This is a genomic window from Pseudomonas sp. WS 5051 (assembly GCF_012985715.1).
GTDB lineage: Bacteria > Pseudomonadota > Gammaproteobacteria > Pseudomonadales > Pseudomonadaceae > Aquipseudomonas > Aquipseudomonas bubulae.
Genome location: NZ_JAAQWV010000001.1, coordinates 307,647 through 324,764, shown reverse-complemented (window position 1 = coordinate 324,764; position 17,118 = coordinate 307,647). Strand labels below are relative to the sequence as shown.

Below are 17,118 nucleotides of genomic sequence, written 5' to 3'. Positions count from 1 at the left end.
TCTGTGCGAAATTTGATTCTTGTTGGGCCAATGGGGGCTGGAAAAAGCACCATCGGACGTTTGCTGGCCAAAGAGCTGCACCTGCCGTTCAAAGATTCCGATAAGGAAATTGAAGTGCGCACGGGTGCCAATATCCCGTGGATCTTCGATAAAGAAGGCGAGCCGGGCTTTCGCGATCGTGAAACAGCCATGATTGTCGAGCTGTGCCATGAAAATGGCATTGTGCTGGCCACCGGTGGTGGCGCGGTCATGCGCCCGGAAAACCGGCAAGCGCTGCGCAATGGTGGGCGCGTGGTGTATTTGCACGCCTCCATCGAGCAGCAGGTGGCGCGCACCTCCCGTGATCGCAACCGGCCACTGCTGCGCAATGCCAACCCGGAAAAAATCCTGCGCGACCTGCTGGCCGTACGCGACCCGCTTTATCGTGAAATTGCTGACCTGGTGGTTGAAACCGATGAGCGGCCGCCGCGCATGGTGGTGCTCGATATCCTCGAGCGCCTGGCCCAGCTTCCTCCCCGGTAGTCGCTGCACAGACCATTAAAGTGCGATACGAAATGCGCTATTCTCGGCGCCGAGCATGCCTTTTTACGGCATGCCATCACTTGATAATTGCGAAGCAGGGCGCTGGCGCCGTGCTTCAACGCGGGGTTTCATGCAGACAGTGAAGGTTGATCTAGGCGAGCGTAGCTACCCGATTCATATTGGCGAAGGTTTGTTGGATCAGCCGCAGTTGCTGGCTCCGCATATCGCCGGGCGCCAGGTGGCGATTGTGACCAATACAACGGTCGCGCCACTCTATCTTGAGCGCTTGACGCGTAGCCTCGCGCAGTTCTCGGTGTTGCCGATCATCCTGCCCGATGGCGAGTCGTTCAAGAATTGGGAAACCCTGCAGCTGATTTTCGATGGCCTGCTCACAGCACGTCATGATCGACGCACCACGGTGATAGCGTTGGGTGGGGGTGTTGTCGGTGACATGGCCGGTTTTGCTGCTGCTTGTTACCAGCGCGGAGTCGATTTTATCCAGGTGCCGACCACTTTGTTGTCCCAGGTCGATTCGTCCGTGGGCGGCAAAACCGGGATCAACCACCCTTTGGGCAAGAACATGATCGGTGCCTTCTATCAGCCCAACCTTGTGCTGATCGACACCCAGACCCTCAACACCCTGCCTGCCCGCGAATTGTCCGCAGGGCTGGCTGAAGTCATCAAATATGGCCTGATATGCGATGAGCCGTTCCTGACCTGGCTTGAAGACAACATGGATGCGCTGCGATCCCTGGACCAGGCGGCCCTGACTGCCGCGATCCAGCGTTCGTGCGCGGCCAAGGCTGAAGTGGTCGGCGCCGATGAGCGCGAAGCGGGTGTGCGTGCAACGCTCAACCTGGGGCATACCTTTGGCCATGCCATCGAAACCCATATGGGCTACGGCGTGTGGCTGCATGGCGAGGCCGTCGCTGCGGGCACCGTGATGGCACTGGAAATGTCTGCCCGCCTGGGCTGGATCACCGATGCCGAGCGTGATCGAGGTATCCGGATCTTTCAGCGTGCCGGTTTGCCAGTGGTGCCGCCCGTCGAAATGACCCCGGCCGACTTTATGCAACACATGGCAGTTGATAAAAAAGTGATCGACGGTCGTATGCGTCTGGTGCTGTTGCGCCGCATGGGCGAAGCCACAGTGACTGACGATTATCCACAAGAGGTTCTACAAGCCACGCTGGGTGCGGATTACCGCGCGCTGGCTCAGCTTAAAGGTTAATAAGATCCCGATGACTAGTTTGCATGCCGACGAGGCGTTCCTCGGTCACTTCCAGCTCACCCACGACCCCTTTGCACCGCGGGTTCCGGGCTTCAAGTTTTTCCCGGCCCAGCGCAAGCCGGTTCTGGGGCAGTTGCATCACCTTGCCCGCTACAGCCAGTTGCTGCTGGTGGTCACCGGGCCTGAGGGCAGCGGCAAAACCTTGCTGCGCCAGGCGTTGGTGGCGAGTACAAACAAGCAGTCGGTGCAAAGTGTCGTGGTCTCGGCGCGTGGGGCCGGCAATGCCGCCGGTATCCTGCAGCAAGTGGCGCAAACCCTGAATGTGGCGCGCCCTGACGTGGGCTCCATTCTGGCGCAAGTGGTGCAACTGGCGCTTACGGGGCAAGAGGTCTACCTGCTGGTCGATGATGCCGAACAGCTCGATGAGTCTGCGCTGCAAGCCTTGCTGGCGCTGGCTGCGGGTACGCCAGAGGGGCGTCCGCACGTGTTCTTGTTCGGTGAGCCGTCGATGATTGCCGGTCTTGAGGAGCTGAGCGCTGATGAAGAACGCTTCCATGTGGTCGACCTGCAGCCCTATGACCTCGAAGAAACCCGCGAATATCTGGCCCAGCGCCTTGAAGGTGCCGGGCGCGGGATCGAACTCTTTAGCGCTCAGCAGATCTCAGATATACACGAGAGCTCTGAAGGCTGGCCCGGGATTATCAACCAGGTCGCCCGTGATGCAATGATCGAAGCCATGATTGCCAGCCGCTCAGCGGTCAAGCGTCCAAGTATGGGGTTCAAGATGCCGAAGAAACACGTATTGGCCATTGGTGCAGTAGTGGTAGTGGCTGTCGCTGCTGCCGTTTTGATTCCGGGCCGTGGCAAGGCGCCTGTTGCGCCGGATGCCGAACAGACACAGCTGGGGCAGGCCACACCCAATGGCGGGGCCAAGCCGTCGGTGGATTTCGCCGGTTCTTCGCAGCCGATGCCGTTGCCGTTGGTGGGGCAGTCTCAGCCGGTGATGCGTGGTCCGCTGGCTGAAGCGGCCGGTGGGATCTCCGAGGGCGACGATGGCGGTGTGCCTGCGGTCGACGGCGGCGTTGCTTCGCCACCGACCGTCACCACCACCGCGCCACCGGTTGGCGTGCCAGCGGGCCCTGCGCCCGTAGCCACGCCACGCCCGGCACCAGCACCGGCACCAGCACCGGCACCGGCACCTACCGTGGCCACGGCCAAGCCTGCGCCAGTGGCCAAGCCTGCCCCGGCCCCGGCAGCCAAACCAGTGGTCAAACCGGCCGAGAAGCCGGTTAGCCTGGCCAAGGCCGCACCAGGCGGTAGCTGGTACGCCAGCCAGCCTGCCAATAACTATGTGGTGCAGATCGTCGGCACCAGCTCTGAAGCGTCTGCGCAAAATGTCGCCAAAGAACTGGGCGGTGATGCTCGTTACTTCAAGAAAACCTTGAATGGCAAGCCGCTGTACGTCGTCACCTATGGCAACTTCCCAAGCCATGCTGCAGCAACTGCAGCAATCAAGAACTTGCCAGCGAAGACGCAGGCTGGTAAACCTTGGCCTCGCACTGTCGCCAGCGTCCAAAAAGAGCTGGCTGCAGCTCGCTGATGATCCGGCGACCTTACCCAGGTCGCCGTTCTAGTCCATCAAAACTCCTGCTTGTGCATGCGGCCTTAACAGCTGTGTGCCTTGTGGTGTCTGCGCCGTGTAGCAGTCAACATCAAAAATGTTTTGACTAGCACGAGCAATCGCTTTAAACCTTTCATAAATGCGACATGAATTTACGGTATAACGCCGCTTAATTTGTGGGTCTTTGTGACGGTGTGTAGAATGACCACCCTTTTGCCCCTGCCAAGCTGGCGTACGTTCAGCGCGGGAAGCAAGTGGTTGAATTAAAAGAAATTTGCCCTTTTTAAGGGCAGCCTGGTGAGAAAGTGTCTATGAAAGCAGGTCTGTACCACCCCGATGAATTCAAGGATAACTGTGGTTTCGGCCTGATTGCCCATATGCAGGGCGAACCCAGTCATACCCTTCTGCAAACCGCCATTGAAGCCCTGACCTGCATGACCCACCGCGGTGGGATCAACGCAGACGGCAAGACCGGTGACGGTTGTGGCCTGCTGATTCAAAAGCCTGACCTGTTCCTGCGTGCAACCGCCAAGGAGCAGTTCGGTACCGATTTGCCCAAGCAATACGCGGTCGGCATGGTGTTTTTCAACCAGGATCCGATCAAGGCCGAGGCGGCGCGCGACAACATGAATCGCGAGATTCTTGCCGCTGGCCTGCAACTGGTGGGCTGGCGCAAAGTGCCCATCGATACCAGCGTTCTGGGTCGTCTGGCGCTGGAGCGTCTGCCGCAGATCGAGCAAGTGTTTATTGGTGGGGACGGCCTGAGCGATCAGGACATGGCCATCAAACTGTTCAGTGCCCGTCGCCGTTCCTCGGTGTCCAACGCGGCAGACAGCGATCACTACATCTGCAGCTTTTCCCACAAGACCATCATTTATAAAGGCCTGATGATGCCGGCGGACCTCACCGCCTTCTATCCGGACCTGAGCGATGAGCGCCTGCAAACCGCAATCTGCGTGTTCCATCAGCGCTTCTCCACCAATACCCTGCCGAAATGGCCGCTGGCTCAGCCATTCCGCTTTCTCGCCCACAACGGCGAAATCAACACCATCACCGGTAACCGCAACTGGGCCCAGGCCCGTCGCACCAAGTTTGCCAACGATCTGATCGGTGACCTCGACGAACTCGGCCCGCTGGTCAACCGCGTGGGTTCGGACTCCTCCAGCATGGACAATATGCTGGAGCTGATGGTCACCGGCGGTATCGACCTGTTCCGTGGCGTACGCATGCTGATTCCACCGGCGTGGCAGAACGTTGAAACCATGGACCCCGACCTGCGGGCGTTCTATGAGTACAACTCCATGCACATGGAACCGTGGGACGGCCCCGCCGGCGTGGTAATGACCGACGGTCGCTACGCGGTCTGCCTGCTTGACCGTAACGGCCTGCGCCCTGCGCGCTGGGTGACCACCACCAACGGCTATATCACCATTGCCTCGGAAATCGGCGTATGGGACTACAAGCCTGAGGACGTGATCGCCAAAGGCCGTGTCGGCCCTGGCCAGATCCTGGCCGTGGACACCGAAACCGGTCAGGTGCTGGACACTGACTCGATCGACAACCGCCTCAAGTCGCGCCACCCGTACAAGCAATGGCTGCGCAAGAATGCCCTGCGCATTCAGGCGACCATGGAAGACAACGACCACGGTTCGGCGTTTTACGACGTCGATCAGCTCAAGCAATACATGAAGATGTATCAGGTCACGTTCGAAGAGCGCGACCAGGTGCTGCGTCCGTTGGGCGAGCAAGGCTACGAAGCGGTAGGTTCGATGGGGGACGACACGCCAATGGCCGTGCTGTCCCAGCGTGTGCGAACACCTTACGATTACTTCCGCCAGCAGTTTGCGCAGGTCACCAACCCGCCGATCGACCCGCTGCGTGAAGCCATCGTCATGTCGCTGGAAATCTGCCTCGGTGCCGAGCGCAACATCTTCCAGGAATCCCCTGAGCACGCTTCCCGTGTGATTCTCAGTTCGCCCGTGATCTCGCCTGCAAAATGGCGCTCGCTGATGAACCTCGACCTGCCGGGCTTTGAGCGTCAGATCATTTACCTCAACTACGACGAAAGCGTCGGTCTTGAAGCGGCTGTGCGCAATATCGCCGATCAGGCCGAAGAAGCAGCGCGCGCCGGTCGCACCCAGATCGTTCTGAGCGACCGTCATATCGCGCCGGGCAAGTTGCCGGTTCACGCCTCTTTGGCTGTGGGCGCCGTGCATCACCGCCTGACCGAAAAAGGCCTGCGTTGCGACAGCAACATTCTGGTTGAAACCGCTACTGCCCGTGACCCGCATCACTTTGCGGTGCTGATCGGCTTCGGTGCCTCGGCGGTCTATCCGTTCCTGGCCTACGAAGTGCTGGGCGACCTGATCCGCACCGGTGAAGTACTGGGCGACCTCTATGAGGTGTTCAAGAACTACCGCAAAGGCATCACCAAAGGTCTGCTCAAGATCCTCTCGAAAATGGGCATATCGACCATCGCTTCGTACCGTGGTGCGCAGCTGTTCGAAGCCATCGGCCTGTCCGAAGAAATTTGCGAACTGAGCTTCCGTGGCGTGCCAAGCCGCATCAAGGGCGCACGTTTCGTCGACCTTGAAGCCGAGCAAAAGCTGCTGGCAGCCGAGGCCTGGAGTGCGCGCAAGCCCATCCAGCAAGGCGGCCTGCTCAAGTACGTGCATGGTGGTGAATACCATGCCTACAACCCTGACGTGGTGGCCACCCTGCAAGCCGCCGTGCAGCAGGGCGACTACAGCAAATTCAAGGAATACACCGCACTGGTCGACCAGCGTCCAGTGTCTATGATCCGCGATCTGTTCAAGGTCAAGACCCTCGATACCCCGCTGTCGATCGACGATATCGAACCGCTGGACTCGATCCTCAAGCGTTTCGACTCGGCCGGTATTTCCCTGGGCGCCTTGTCGCCAGAGGCTCACGAAGCCCTGGCTGAAGCCATGAACCGCTTGGGCGCACGCTCCAACTCCGGTGAAGGCGGCGAAGACCCGGCGCGTTACGGCACCATCAAGAGTTCGAAGATCAAGCAAGTGGCCACTGGTCGTTTCGGTGTGACACCGGAATACCTGGTCAACGCTGAAGTGCTGCAAATCAAGGTTGCTCAAGGCGCCAAGCCGGGCGAGGGCGGGCAACTGCCGGGCGGCAAGGTCAACGGCCTGATCGCCAAACTGCGCTACGCCGTACCGGGTGTGACCCTGATTTCGCCACCGCCGCACCACGACATCTACTCCATTGAGGACTTGTCGCAGCTGATCTTTGACTTGAAACAAGTCAACCCGAAAGCACTGGTGTCGGTGAAACTGGTAGCTGAAGCGGGCGTAGGTACCATCGCCGCTGGCGTGGCCAAGGCCTATGCCGACTTGATTACCATCTCCGGTTATGACGGCGGCACCGGCGCTTCACCGCTGACCTCCATCAAGTACGCGGGCGCACCGTGGGAGCTCGGTTTGGCCGAAACCCACCAGACCCTGCGCGGCAATGACCTGCGCGGTAAAGTGCGGGTACAAACCGATGGTGGCCTGAAAACCGGTCTCGACGTGATCAAGGCAGCAATTCTGGGCGCTGAAAGCTTCGGCTTCGGCACCGCACCGATGATCGCCCTGGGCTGTAAATACCTGCGTATTTGCCACCTCAACAACTGCGCGACCGGCGTTGCGACGCAAAACGAATCGCTGCGTAAAAACCATTACATCGGCACCGTCGATATGGTGGTCAACTTCTTCACCTATGTGGCCGAAGAAACCCGCGAGTGGCTGGCCAAGCTGGGTGTGCGCACCCTGGAAGAGTTGATCGGGCGTACCGACCTGCTGGAAATCCTCCAGGGCGAGACTGCCAAACAGCACAACCTGGACCTCACGCCATTGCTGGGCAGCGACCATATCCCGGCCGACAAGCCGCAATTCTGCCAGGTAGACCGCAACCCTCCGTTCGACAAGGGCCTGCTGGCCGAGCAGATGCTCGACATGGCGCGTTCGGCGATCAACGACATGAGCGGCGCCGAGTTCGACCTCGACATCTGCAACTGCGATCGCTCCATCGGTGCGCGTATCTCGGGTGAAATCGCCCGTACTCACGGCAACCAGGGCATGGCCAAGGCACCGATCACCTTCCGCTTCAAAGGCACTGCAGGTCAGAGCTTTGGTGTGTGGAACGCCGGTGGCTTGCACATGTACCTGCAAGGCGATGCCAACGACTACGTAGGTAAAGGCATGACCGGCGGCAAGCTGGTGATAGTCCCGCCTGCAGGCAGCGTCTACAAAACTCAGGACAGCGCGATTGTCGGCAATACCTGCCTGTACGGCGCCACCGGCGGCAAGCTGTTTGCAGCGGGCACGGCGGGCGAGCGTTTCGCGGTGCGCAACTCCGGTGCCCACACCGTGGTGGAAGGCACAGGCGATCACTGCTGCGAATACATGACTGGCGGTTTTGTCTGTGTGCTGGGTAAAACCGGTTACAACTTCGGCTCGGGCATGACCGGCGGTTTCGCCTACGTGCTGGATCAGGACAACACCTTCGTCGACAAGGTTAACCACGAGCTGGTGGAAATCCAGCGGATCAGTGGCGAAGCGATGGAGGCCTACCGTAATCACCTGCAACACGTGCTGGACGAATACGTTGAGGAAACCAACAGTGAGTGGGGTCGCAACCTCTCGGAAAACCTCGATGATTACCTGCGTCGTTTCTGGATGGTCAAGCCCAAGGCTGCCAGCTTGAAGTCGTTGCTTTCCAGCATCCGTGCCAATCCGCAGTGATATGCGCCTGAAGAGTTTGATGAGGTTTTAACAATGGCTGAACGTCTGAGTAACGACTTCCAGTTCATCGATGTCGGGCGCAAAGATCCGAAGAAGAAACTGTTACGTCAACGCAAGAAAGAGTTCGTGGAAATCTACGAGCCTTTTAAACCCCAGCAGTCGGCCGAACAGGCCCACCGCTGCCTGGGCTGCGGCAACCCGTACTGTGAATGGAAATGCCCTGTGCATAACTTCATTCCCAACTGGCTCAAGCTGGTGGCCGAGGGCAATATCCTCGCCGCCGCCGAGTTGTCGCACCAGACCAACACCCTGCCCGAAGTGTGCGGGCGGGTGTGCCCGCAAGACCGTCTGTGCGAGGGCGCCTGCACCCTCAACGACGGTTTTGGCGCGGTGACCATTGGTTCGGTGGAGAAATACATCACCGATACGGCATTCGCCATGGGCTGGCGCCCGGACATGTCCAAGGTCGTGCCCACCGGCAAGCGTGTCGCCATTATCGGTGCCGGGCCTGCAGGCCTGGGCTGTGCCGACGTGCTGGTGCGTGGCGGAGTGACCCCGGTGGTGTTCGACAAGAACCCGGAAATCGGCGGTCTGCTGACCTTCGGCATCCCCGAGTTCAAGCTGGAAAAAACCGTACTGAGCCATCGCCGCGAAGTGTTTACCGGTATGGGTATCGAGTTCCGCCTCAATACCGAAATCGGCAAGGACATCAGCATGGAGCAGTTGCTGGCCGAGTACGACGCCGTGTTTATGGGCATGGGCACTTACACCTATATGAAAGGTGGTTTTGCCGGTGAAGATCTGCCTGGCGTGCACGATGCGCTGGACTTCCTGATTGCCAACGTCAACCGCGACCTGGGCTTTGAAAAGTCGCCGGAAGATTTCGTCGACATGAAAGGCAAAAAGATTGTGGTGCTCGGTGGCGGCGATACGGCCATGGACTGCAACCGGACTTCGATTCGCCAGGGCGCCAAATCAGTAACCTGTGCCTATCGTCGTGACGAAGCCAACATGCCGGGCTCGCGCAAAGAGGTGAAGAACGCCAAGGAAGAAGGCGTTAAGTTCCTCTACAACCGTCAGCCGATCGCCATTGTCGGTGAAGGCAAAGTGGAAGGCGTGAAGGTGGTCGAGACCCGTCTCGGCGAGCCGGATGCCCGTGGCCGTCGTAGCCCGGAGCCGATCCCGGGTTCTGAAGAGATCATTCCGGCAGACGCCGTGATTATCGCCTTTGGTTTCCGTCCGAGCCCGGCCTCGTGGTTCGAGCAGTTCGAGATCCAGACCGACAGCCAGGGCCGCGTGATTGCGCCAGAGCAGTCGCAGTTCAAGCATCAGACCAGCCATCCGAAGATTTTTGCCGGTGGTGACATGGTGCGTGGTTCCGACCTGGTGGTGACCGCGATCTTCGAAGGCCGTACTGCGGCTGAAGGGATCATGGATTACCTGGGCGTGTAACCCGATTCCCTGTGGGGGCGGGCTTGCCCGCGATGGGATCAACTCGGTCTGCTGATCAATCGAGTTGTCTGTATCGCGAGCAAGCCGGCTCCCACAGTTGTTTCGCGGTGTTGCCAAATAGCACGTTCCACCGCGGCAAATCGACCCGATAGATAAAAGGCACGGCACTTGCCGTGCCTTTTGCGTCCGTCTCTGAGAAAATGCCCCCACTTTTTTTCCGGATGCTGACATGACTGTTCTCAAGAATGACCGTTTCCTTCGCGCTTTGCTCAAGCAACCTGTAGACGTAACGCCTGTCTGGATGATGCGTCAGGCCGGTCGCTACCTGCCGGAGTACCGCGCCAGCCGCGCCAAGGCCGGCGATTTCATGAGCCTGTGCAAGAACGCCGAATTCGCCTGTGAAGTCACCATGCAGCCTCTGGACCGCTTCCCGCAGCTGGATGCGGCCATCCTGTTTTCTGACATCCTGACCATCCCCGATGCCATGGGCCAAGGCCTGTACTTTGAAACGGGTGAAGGCCCGCGCTTCAAAAAGGTTGTCAGCACCCTGGCCGACATCGAAGCGCTGCCCATCCCGGATCCGCAAAAAGACCTCGGCTACGTGATGAACGCCGTCAGCACCATTCGCAAAGAGCTCAATGGCCGTGTGCCATTGATTGGCTTCTCCGGCAGCCCGTGGACGCTGGCCACTTATATGGTTGAAGGCGGCTCCTCCAAGGACTTCCGTAAAACCAAGGCCATGCTCTACGACACCCCGCAAGCCATGCACTTGCTGCTCGACAAGCTGGCGCAGTCGGTCACGTCTTACCTCAACGGCCAGATCCTGGCGGGCGCGCAGGCGGTGCAGATCTTCGACACCTGGGGCGGTAACCTGTCAGCTGCGGCCTATCAGGAGTTCTCCCTGGCCTATATGCGCAAAATCGTCAGCGGCCTGATCCGCGAACACGAAGGTCGCAAGGTGCCGGTCATTCTGTTCACCAAAAACGGTGGCCTGTGGCTGGAAAGCATCGCCGATGCTGGTGCCGATGCACTGGGCCTGGACTGGACCTGTGACCTGGGCGAAGCCCGCCGTCGTGTCGGCAATAAGGTTGCCCTGCAAGGCAACATGGACCCGACCGTGCTGTACGCCAACCCGGAGGCCATCCGCACCGAAGTCAAGCGCATCCTGGCCAGCTACGGCAACGGCTCGGGCCATGTGTTCAACCTGGGCCATGGTATTACCCCGGAAGTAAAACCCGAGCACGCCGGTGCGTTTATCAGTGCGGTGCATGAGTTCTCCGGTCAATATCACCAGTAAGCTCCAGCAGATTAAAAAATGCCCCGACATGTCGGGGTATTTTCATTTATTGCGTAGTCATTAGTATGACTGCCGACACTAAATGTAGGGGAGTTAGAGACAAAACCTACAGATTCAAGAGGGCTGGCCTTACATTAATAATTGTTCATGCCAGTGAAAATTAGCCTTCGCCTTTGTATAAATAAGGTTGGTGTTATAAAAGGCTGATTAGTTTTATCGGGCTTGCATTCTGCGCACAACGTTCTGTTATTCAGGGTAAGGTTGTTTTTGGGTTTTTTAATAATAAATGTACCAGGGTGAGTTCTTGGTTGTTGCACTTTCAAGCGCTCGCAGTTTGAGGGTGTATTAGTGATAACCGCCCTACATTCGGACTGCTGCTTGCAATACGCTCCGTAGACCACTCATTGTGATCCGGGTGTGGCTCTTGCTGGAAAGTTACCTTGGTCTAGAAACAAGTCGCAATGATAGCTCCTGACTGTTTAAGTAAGGGGGCGCCGGGTTTTGGAGTGAAGTTGTTCGGTACTGTTTAGCTTAAGCCTGTTTTTTAGAGGGGGATTTGCGTGTTGATGTGTGTGCAGGTTGATAGTTATCCACTTGCCATCTGACGCAGCGGTGTTTTTTATCAGGGTAGAGCAATTCAGTCATGAGACAGTCATGAACAGTTCGATTCAAGTACTCAAACACTGCTTTTCATCTGTATGGGCGTCGCTGGCATTGATCTTGGTCTATGGCAGTTATTTGGTGTGGCAAGAACAAGGGTATCGCCACTCTATCCATATGCAATCGGAACTCGCACCCTTGAATGTTTCAGATCCTCCGGCTCCCGGGCTTTTCAAGCCTGAAGTGATCGCCACGCTATTCGGGCTTGTCACTCAAGACCGTCGGGTACCGAGTGCTGAGCCATTGCAGTTGCGTGCGAGCTTTGTTGCGAGCCAGGGCTCCTCTCAAGCCTTGTTGGCCGATGCACAGTCGGCACGTTTCTACTCGGAAGGTGAGCCTTTGCCGGGTGGCAGTGTCCTGCGCCGTATCGAGATGGACCATGTGGTGCTATGGCGCAATGGGCGTGAAGAGTACCTGACCCTTAAACCGCCAAACCAGTATGTATTGCCCTTATCCACTGCTCCAGCTACGACCTCGCAGGAGACCACTTTTTACCTGCGGCCATCGACCGGGAAACTTTAGAAAATGCCCATGACCAAGCCCGGTGCCTTCGTTTTCGGCCCTCTTTTTACCTGTTGTGTGCTGTGCGCAGGGTTGCTGTTGCAATCTCCGGCGTGGGCCCAGAAGCAGTACTGGAAACTGGCGATGAAAGAGGCCGAACTGCGCGACGTCGTGCAGGAAATATCATCGATACTCGGCGCCACCGTGGTTCTTGATCCCAGGGTTCAGGGCCGGGTCACGGTTATTTCCGAAAAAGAGCTGGACCGCGAAGGCGTACGTCGCTTGTTTTACTCTGTGCTCGATGCCCACGGCTTCTCGGTGATTGACCAAGGTGATCGTTTACTGATCATCCCTGCCGCCGAGGCAAAAGCACGGGCTGGCAGCGCTGATGCGAAAGCGGTTGAGGCAGAGGCCTTTGTCACACGGGTCATCGAACTGAATGGCAGCGTCGCGGCCGATCTGGCTGGCCTGTTGCGACCACTGGTGTCTAGCAGTGGCTACGTCGGGCCTTCTGCTTCGGCCAACGCGCTGATCATTACCGACACTGCAGCCAATACGCAGCGCCTTGTCGAAATGGTTCGCCAGCTGGATTCAGGTGCGCGTTCCGGCCATTCGGTGGTTGTGCTCAAACATGGTCTGGCCAGCGACATTGCCAGGATCATGGAGCAAGCGCTGGACAAAAAGGATGCGGGTTCGAACAGTCGAGTGATCGCCGACACATCGACCAATCGAGTGGTAATCATTGGCAACGAAACAGCTCGCAAGCGCTTGAGTGCACTGGCCCGCTCTCTCGATGCTCCGGGCAGCATCAAGCAGGAAAACTCACGGGTGCTGCGTCTTCGCTATGGCGATGCCAAGCAATTGGCCGCAGTACTGGAATCAGTAAGCCCGGGTTTGAAAAAGGACATGGCCCTGGAGAGCAGTACCCAGAAAGCATCAACCCGCGAAGTGATGGTAGCGGCAGATGAAAGCCAGAACGCACTGGTGATCATGGCTGAGCCTGCGCAGGTTCGTACCCTGGAAAATATCGTGCGCGAACTGGATCAGCCGCGCTCACAAGTGTTGATCCATGCCGCTATTGTTGAAGTTTCCGGGGATATTGCGAAAACCCTCGGCGTGCAATGGGGTGTCAACGCAGGCAGAGGCAGAGGCGGTATTACCTTCCCGGGCACCGGAATTCAAATTGGTGCGTTGTCCCAAAGTAATATCAAACTCCCAGAAGGTGCCGTGCTGCAGGTTGGCAACGACCGTTTCAACGTCCTGGTTTCAGCGTTGGCCAGCGATACCAACAACAATGTGTTGTCCACGCCGAGCCTTCTGACCCTGGACAATCAGGAAGCCGAGATCCTGGTGGGCCAAAACGTGCCGCTCAAAACTGGCTCCTATACAGGCTCTGGTGAAAACGCCAAAAACCCCTTTACCACGGTGACGCGTCAGGACATCGGCATCAGCCTAAAGGTCAAGCCGCATATCAATGAAGGCAGCTTGATGCGTCTGGAAGTTGCACAGGAAAACTCCGAGATAGCCCCTTCACTGCAGGGTGTCGAGTCAACCGATCTGATTACCAATAAACGCGCCTTGAAAAGCACCATCCTGGCCGAAGACGGGGAAATCATCGTGATTGGCGGGCTGATCAAGGACAGCGTTCGAACCCAGGTCAGTGGCGTTCCTTTACTTAAAGACATTCCGTACCTGGGCGCCCTGTTTCGCTGGAACAAAGACACCCGTACCAAAACCAACCTGATGGTTTTTTTGCGTCCGACCATTGTGCGCAGCAAGAATGATCTGCGTGAAATCAGCGAAAGCCGTTACAACGCTTTGCGCAAGCTCGATGAGAGCGGTCCCAAGGGCAAAAGCTCGCGGTTGTTGCCCGACAATGCACATCAAATGTTCGATACCCCTACGCAAGATAACCGTCGCCCACCTGAAGCAGGTCGACCATGACATCGCCAGGTGAGCGTTTGCCTTTCGGCTTTGCCCGGCGTTTCGGGGTGCTGCTGGACACCTCATCCACGCCTGCCACCCTGTTGCTTCGTGCCGACACACCATTGACCGCGTTGGCCGAAGCACAGCGCTGGGCAACGGCTGAATTAAAGGTCAGCACACTCACCGATGCACAATTCAGCGAGCGGCTGGCCAGCACCTATAGCGCTGGCCAAAGCGCGGCCGAGCAAGTAGCCCAAGGGCTGGACGACGAACTCGACCTGATGAGCCTGGCCGAGCAAGTACCGCAAACCGCAGATCTGCTGGAGCAGGAGGGCGATGCCCCGATCATTCGCCTGATCAATGCCCTGCTGCGAGAAGCCATGCGTGAGAAGGCTTCGGACGTACACCTCGAAACCTTTGAGCACTACCTGTCCGTGCGCATGCGCATTGATGGCCAACTGCGTGAAGTGCTCAGGCCCAAACGCGAACTGGCCAGTCTGCTGGTATCACGGATCAAGGTGATGGCGCGCCTGGATATTGCCGAGAAACGCGTGCCCCAGGATGGCCGCATCAGTTTGCGTCTGGCCGGGCATGAAGTCGATGTGCGAGTTTCTACCCTGCCTTCTGCACACGGTGAGCGGGTAGTCATGCGTCTGCTGGATAAACAGGCCGGGCGCCTGGATCTCCAGTGCCTGGGCATGCCCGCCGAGACCCTGAGTCGGTTTCAACACATTCTTGCGCGCCCCCATGGGATCTTTCTGGTCACGGGCCCGACCGGCTCGGGCAAAACCACTAGCCTGTATGCTGCGCTTAGCCATTTGAATCACCAGAGCCGTAATATTCTGACTGTCGAAGATCCGGTGGAATATCACCTTCCCGGCATCGGCCAGACCCCGGTCAACACCAAGGCTGACATGACGTTTGCCCGAGGTCTGCGGGCGATTCTGCGTCAGGACCCCGACGTGGTCATGGTCGGTGAGATCCGTGACCATGAAACCGCCGAAATCGCCGTACAAGCTTCGTTGACCGGGCATCTGGTGCTGTCGACCCTGCACACCAACAGCGCCATTGGCGCCGTCACCCGGTTGGTAGACATGGGGGTGGATGCCTATCTGTTGTCGTCTTCTCTGGTGGGCATATTGGCCCAGCGGCTGCTGCGCACGCTGTGTGTGGACTGCAAAACCCCGTACGCCGCCGACCCGGTCGCCAGGGAACGGCTTGGCCTTGACCCTGAGGCCAGGCCGATCCTGTTCCGGGCTCGGGGCTGCACACACTGCCGGCAAGGTTATCGCGGTCGTACCGGTATCTACGAACTGGTCAGTATCACCCCGGCCCTGGCCGGGATGATTCATCAGGGCGCCAGCGAGCCGGAACTGATCCGCGAAGCGCGAAAGTTATCCTGCGGGCTGTTTCAAGATGGCCAACGGCGGGTGCTTGACGGTCAGACCAGCCTCGACGAACTGCTGCGTGTCACTCAGGAGGACTGAGCATGCCTGCTTTTGAGTATCGCGCGCAGGACGCCAACGGGCGCAATTGCCGGGGGCTTCAAGAGGCTGACAGTGCCCGCCATGCTCGCCAGCTTTTACGTGAGCGGGGCCTGCGCCTGAGCCATCTGGGTGAGGCCAGAAAAAATCGGCAGAAGGACAGCCATGCGCAGTCCGGCACCCGTCTGGGGGGCACGGATCTGGCGCTGCTCACCCGTCAATTAGCCACTCTGATCCATGCCGGCCTGCCCCTCGAAGAAGCCTTGAGCGCCGTCACGGCTCAAAGTGAAAAGCGTCGGGTTAGCCATTTACTGGCGGCTGTGCGCAGCCGGGTGCTGGAAGGTCATGCCTTGGCCACCACGTTGGCGGTGTTCCCCCGCGCTTTCCCCGAACTGTTCCGGGCCACGGTCGCTGCAGGCGAGCGCAGCGGGCACCTGGGGCTCGTCCTGGAGCAATTGGCCGACTACACCGAAGCCCGTCAGGCCTCGCGCCAGAAAATCCAGCTGGCGTTGGTCTATCCCCTGATCTTGCTGGTTGCTTCGTTCTCGATTGTCGGTTTCCTGCTCGGCTACGTTGTACCCGACGTGGTCAAGATCTTCATCAACAGTGGCCAGCCATTACCTGTTTTGACACAAGCCATGATCGCCATCAGCAATGGTCTGCGCAGTCATGGCGCGTTGCTTTTTATCGTGCTGCTGGTTGCCTGCGGCGCGACCCGTTGGGCACTGCGTCAGCCGCGGCTGAAGCTGCGCTGGCATGTGCTGTTGCTCAACCTTGTGCTGGTGGGCGGGGTGCTGAGGGCAATGGAAGCAGCACGGTTCGCCAGCACCCTGGCGATATTGGGCAAAAGTGCCGTACCACTGGTGGATGCCCTGGAAATTTCGGCCACGGTCATCAGTAACCTGGCCATACGCCAACGCATGCTCGACGTTGCCCGCTCAGTCCGCGAAGGCGGCACTCTGGCTCGAGGGCTGGAGCGCAGTGGTGATATCCCGCCCATGATGCTGCATCTGATTGCCAGTGGCGAACGTGCCGGCGAGCTGGACAGCATGCTGGCGCGGGCCGCCGAGCAACAGGAAAAAAACCTCGCCGCCCGTATCGCCCTGGTAGTGAGCCTGTTTGAACCGATCATGCTGGTGCTGATGGGTGGCGTGGTGCTGCTGATCGTCATGGCCATTCTCTTGCCGATTCTTGGCCTCAATCAACTGGTGAATTGACCTATGAACAGTACTTCAAAACCCAATCAACGGGGCTTCACCCTGATTGAAATCATGGTTGTGGTAGTCATCATTGGTGTGCTCGGTGCCATTGTCGTGCCTCAGTTTATGAACCGCCCGGATCAGGCCAAGGTGACCGCTGCGCGCACTGATATTCAGGCCATTGCCACAGCCCTTGAAATGTATCGCCTCGACACCTTCAGCTACCCCTCGACCCAGCAGGGCCTTGAGGCTTTGAGCAAGCACCCGGCCGGCAGCCCGGTGGTAAAAAACTGGAACCCGCAGGGGTACCTCAAGCGGCTGCCACTGGATCCGTGGGGCACGCCTTATCAATACCTGAGCCCGGGTACCCGTTCGACAGATTACGATCTGTTTTCCTTGGGTTCAGACGGCGTACCCGGCGGTGAAGGGAGTGCGGCAGACATCGGCAACTGGAGCTACTGAGCC

The 17,118-nt window shown here is 58.5% G+C and carries 11 protein-coding genes; all 11 read left to right on the top strand.

All coding sequences use genetic code 11. The features are described 5' to 3' along the window. The first annotated feature begins 3 nt into the window (after positions 1-3). The 11 genes from aroK (at position 4) to gspG (ending at position 17,115) form a co-directional block, all read left to right on the top strand. Positions 4-522 carry a shikimate kinase AroK gene (gene aroK / locus HBN79_RS01340; RefSeq protein ID WP_029611693.1) on the top strand — a complete coding sequence of 173 codons (519 nt, stop codon included), beginning with the start codon at positions 4-6 and terminating at the stop codon, positions 520-522. Positions 523-652: 130 nt separating this feature from the next. After that, on the top strand, positions 653-1,753 hold the full coding sequence (aroB, locus tag HBN79_RS01335; RefSeq protein ID WP_095000851.1) for a 3-dehydroquinate synthase: 1,101 nt from the start codon (positions 653-655) through the stop codon (positions 1,751-1,753). 10 nt (positions 1,754-1,763) lie between these two features. Continuing rightward, positions 1,764-3,353, top strand: a complete 1,590-nt coding sequence (locus HBN79_RS01330; protein WP_169916153.1) for an AAA family ATPase — start codon at positions 1,764-1,766, stop codon at positions 3,351-3,353. Between the two features lie 332 nt (positions 3,354-3,685). Next, positions 3,686-8,134 (top strand): glutamate synthase large subunit, encoded by a 4,449-nt coding sequence (gene gltB, locus HBN79_RS01325; protein WP_169916152.1) that lies wholly within the window; start codon positions 3,686-3,688, stop codon positions 8,132-8,134. 33 nt (positions 8,135-8,167) lie between these two features. Then, positions 8,168-9,586, top strand: a complete 1,419-nt coding sequence (locus tag HBN79_RS01320) for an FAD-dependent oxidoreductase (RefSeq protein ID WP_169916151.1) — start codon at positions 8,168-8,170, stop codon at positions 9,584-9,586. Between the two features lie 229 nt (positions 9,587-9,815). Continuing rightward, a complete protein-coding gene (gene hemE / locus HBN79_RS01315; protein ID WP_095000854.1) occupies positions 9,816-10,883 on the top strand; it encodes a uroporphyrinogen decarboxylase in 1,068 nt (355 codons plus the stop codon). A gap of 654 nt (positions 10,884-11,537) precedes the next feature. Beyond that, positions 11,538-12,065 carry a type II secretion system protein N gene (locus HBN79_RS01310; protein WP_169916150.1) on the top strand — a complete coding sequence of 176 codons (528 nt, stop codon included), beginning with the start codon at positions 11,538-11,540 and terminating at the stop codon, positions 12,063-12,065. Positions 12,066-12,074: 9 nt separating this feature from the next. After that, positions 12,075-13,988 carry a type II secretion system secretin GspD gene (gene gspD, locus HBN79_RS01305; RefSeq protein ID WP_095020163.1) on the top strand — a complete coding sequence of 638 codons (1,914 nt, stop codon included), beginning with the start codon at positions 12,075-12,077 and terminating at the stop codon, positions 13,986-13,988. Further along, positions 13,985-15,457, top strand: coding sequence for a type II secretion system ATPase GspE (gene gspE / locus HBN79_RS01300; protein WP_169916149.1), 1,473 nt, complete (start codon positions 13,985-13,987; stop codon positions 15,455-15,457). The genes gspD and gspE overlap by 4 nt, the downstream gene beginning before the upstream one ends. Positions 15,458-15,459: 2 nt before the next feature. Further along, the gene (gene gspF / locus HBN79_RS01295) at positions 15,460-16,671 is read left to right on the top strand and encodes a type II secretion system inner membrane protein GspF (protein ID WP_095025222.1); all 1,212 of its coding nucleotides are present in this window, start codon (positions 15,460-15,462) and stop codon (positions 16,669-16,671) included. 3 nt (positions 16,672-16,674) lie between these two features. Beyond that, on the top strand, positions 16,675-17,115 hold the full coding sequence (gene gspG, locus HBN79_RS01290) for a type II secretion system major pseudopilin GspG (protein WP_095031382.1): 441 nt from the start codon (positions 16,675-16,677) through the stop codon (positions 17,113-17,115). The last annotated feature ends 3 nt before the right edge of the window (positions 17,116-17,118 follow it).

Excerpts from the sequence above, each read along its gene's own strand:
- aroB (WP_095000851.1), top strand. The coding sequence starts at position 653 with ATGCAGACAGTGAAGGTTGATCTAGGCGAGCGTAGCTACCCGATTCAT.
- HBN79_RS01330 (WP_169916153.1), top strand. The coding sequence starts at position 1,764 with ATGACTAGTTTGCATGCCGACGAGGCGTTCCTCGGTCACTTCCAGCTC.
- gltB (WP_169916152.1), top strand. The coding sequence starts at position 3,686 with ATGAAAGCAGGTCTGTACCACCCCGATGAATTCAAGGATAACTGTGGT.
- HBN79_RS01320 (WP_169916151.1), top strand. The coding sequence starts at position 8,168 with ATGGCTGAACGTCTGAGTAACGACTTCCAGTTCATCGATGTCGGGCGC.
- hemE (WP_095000854.1), top strand. The coding sequence starts at position 9,816 with ATGACTGTTCTCAAGAATGACCGTTTCCTTCGCGCTTTGCTCAAGCAA.
- HBN79_RS01310 (WP_169916150.1), top strand. The coding sequence starts at position 11,538 with ATGAACAGTTCGATTCAAGTACTCAAACACTGCTTTTCATCTGTATGG.
- gspD (WP_095020163.1), top strand. The coding sequence starts at position 12,075 with ATGACCAAGCCCGGTGCCTTCGTTTTCGGCCCTCTTTTTACCTGTTGT.
- gspE (WP_169916149.1), top strand. The coding sequence starts at position 13,985 with ATGACATCGCCAGGTGAGCGTTTGCCTTTCGGCTTTGCCCGGCGTTTC.
- gspF (WP_095025222.1), top strand. The coding sequence starts at position 15,460 with ATGCCTGCTTTTGAGTATCGCGCGCAGGACGCCAACGGGCGCAATTGC.
- gspG (WP_095031382.1), top strand. The coding sequence starts at position 16,675 with ATGAACAGTACTTCAAAACCCAATCAACGGGGCTTCACCCTGATTGAA.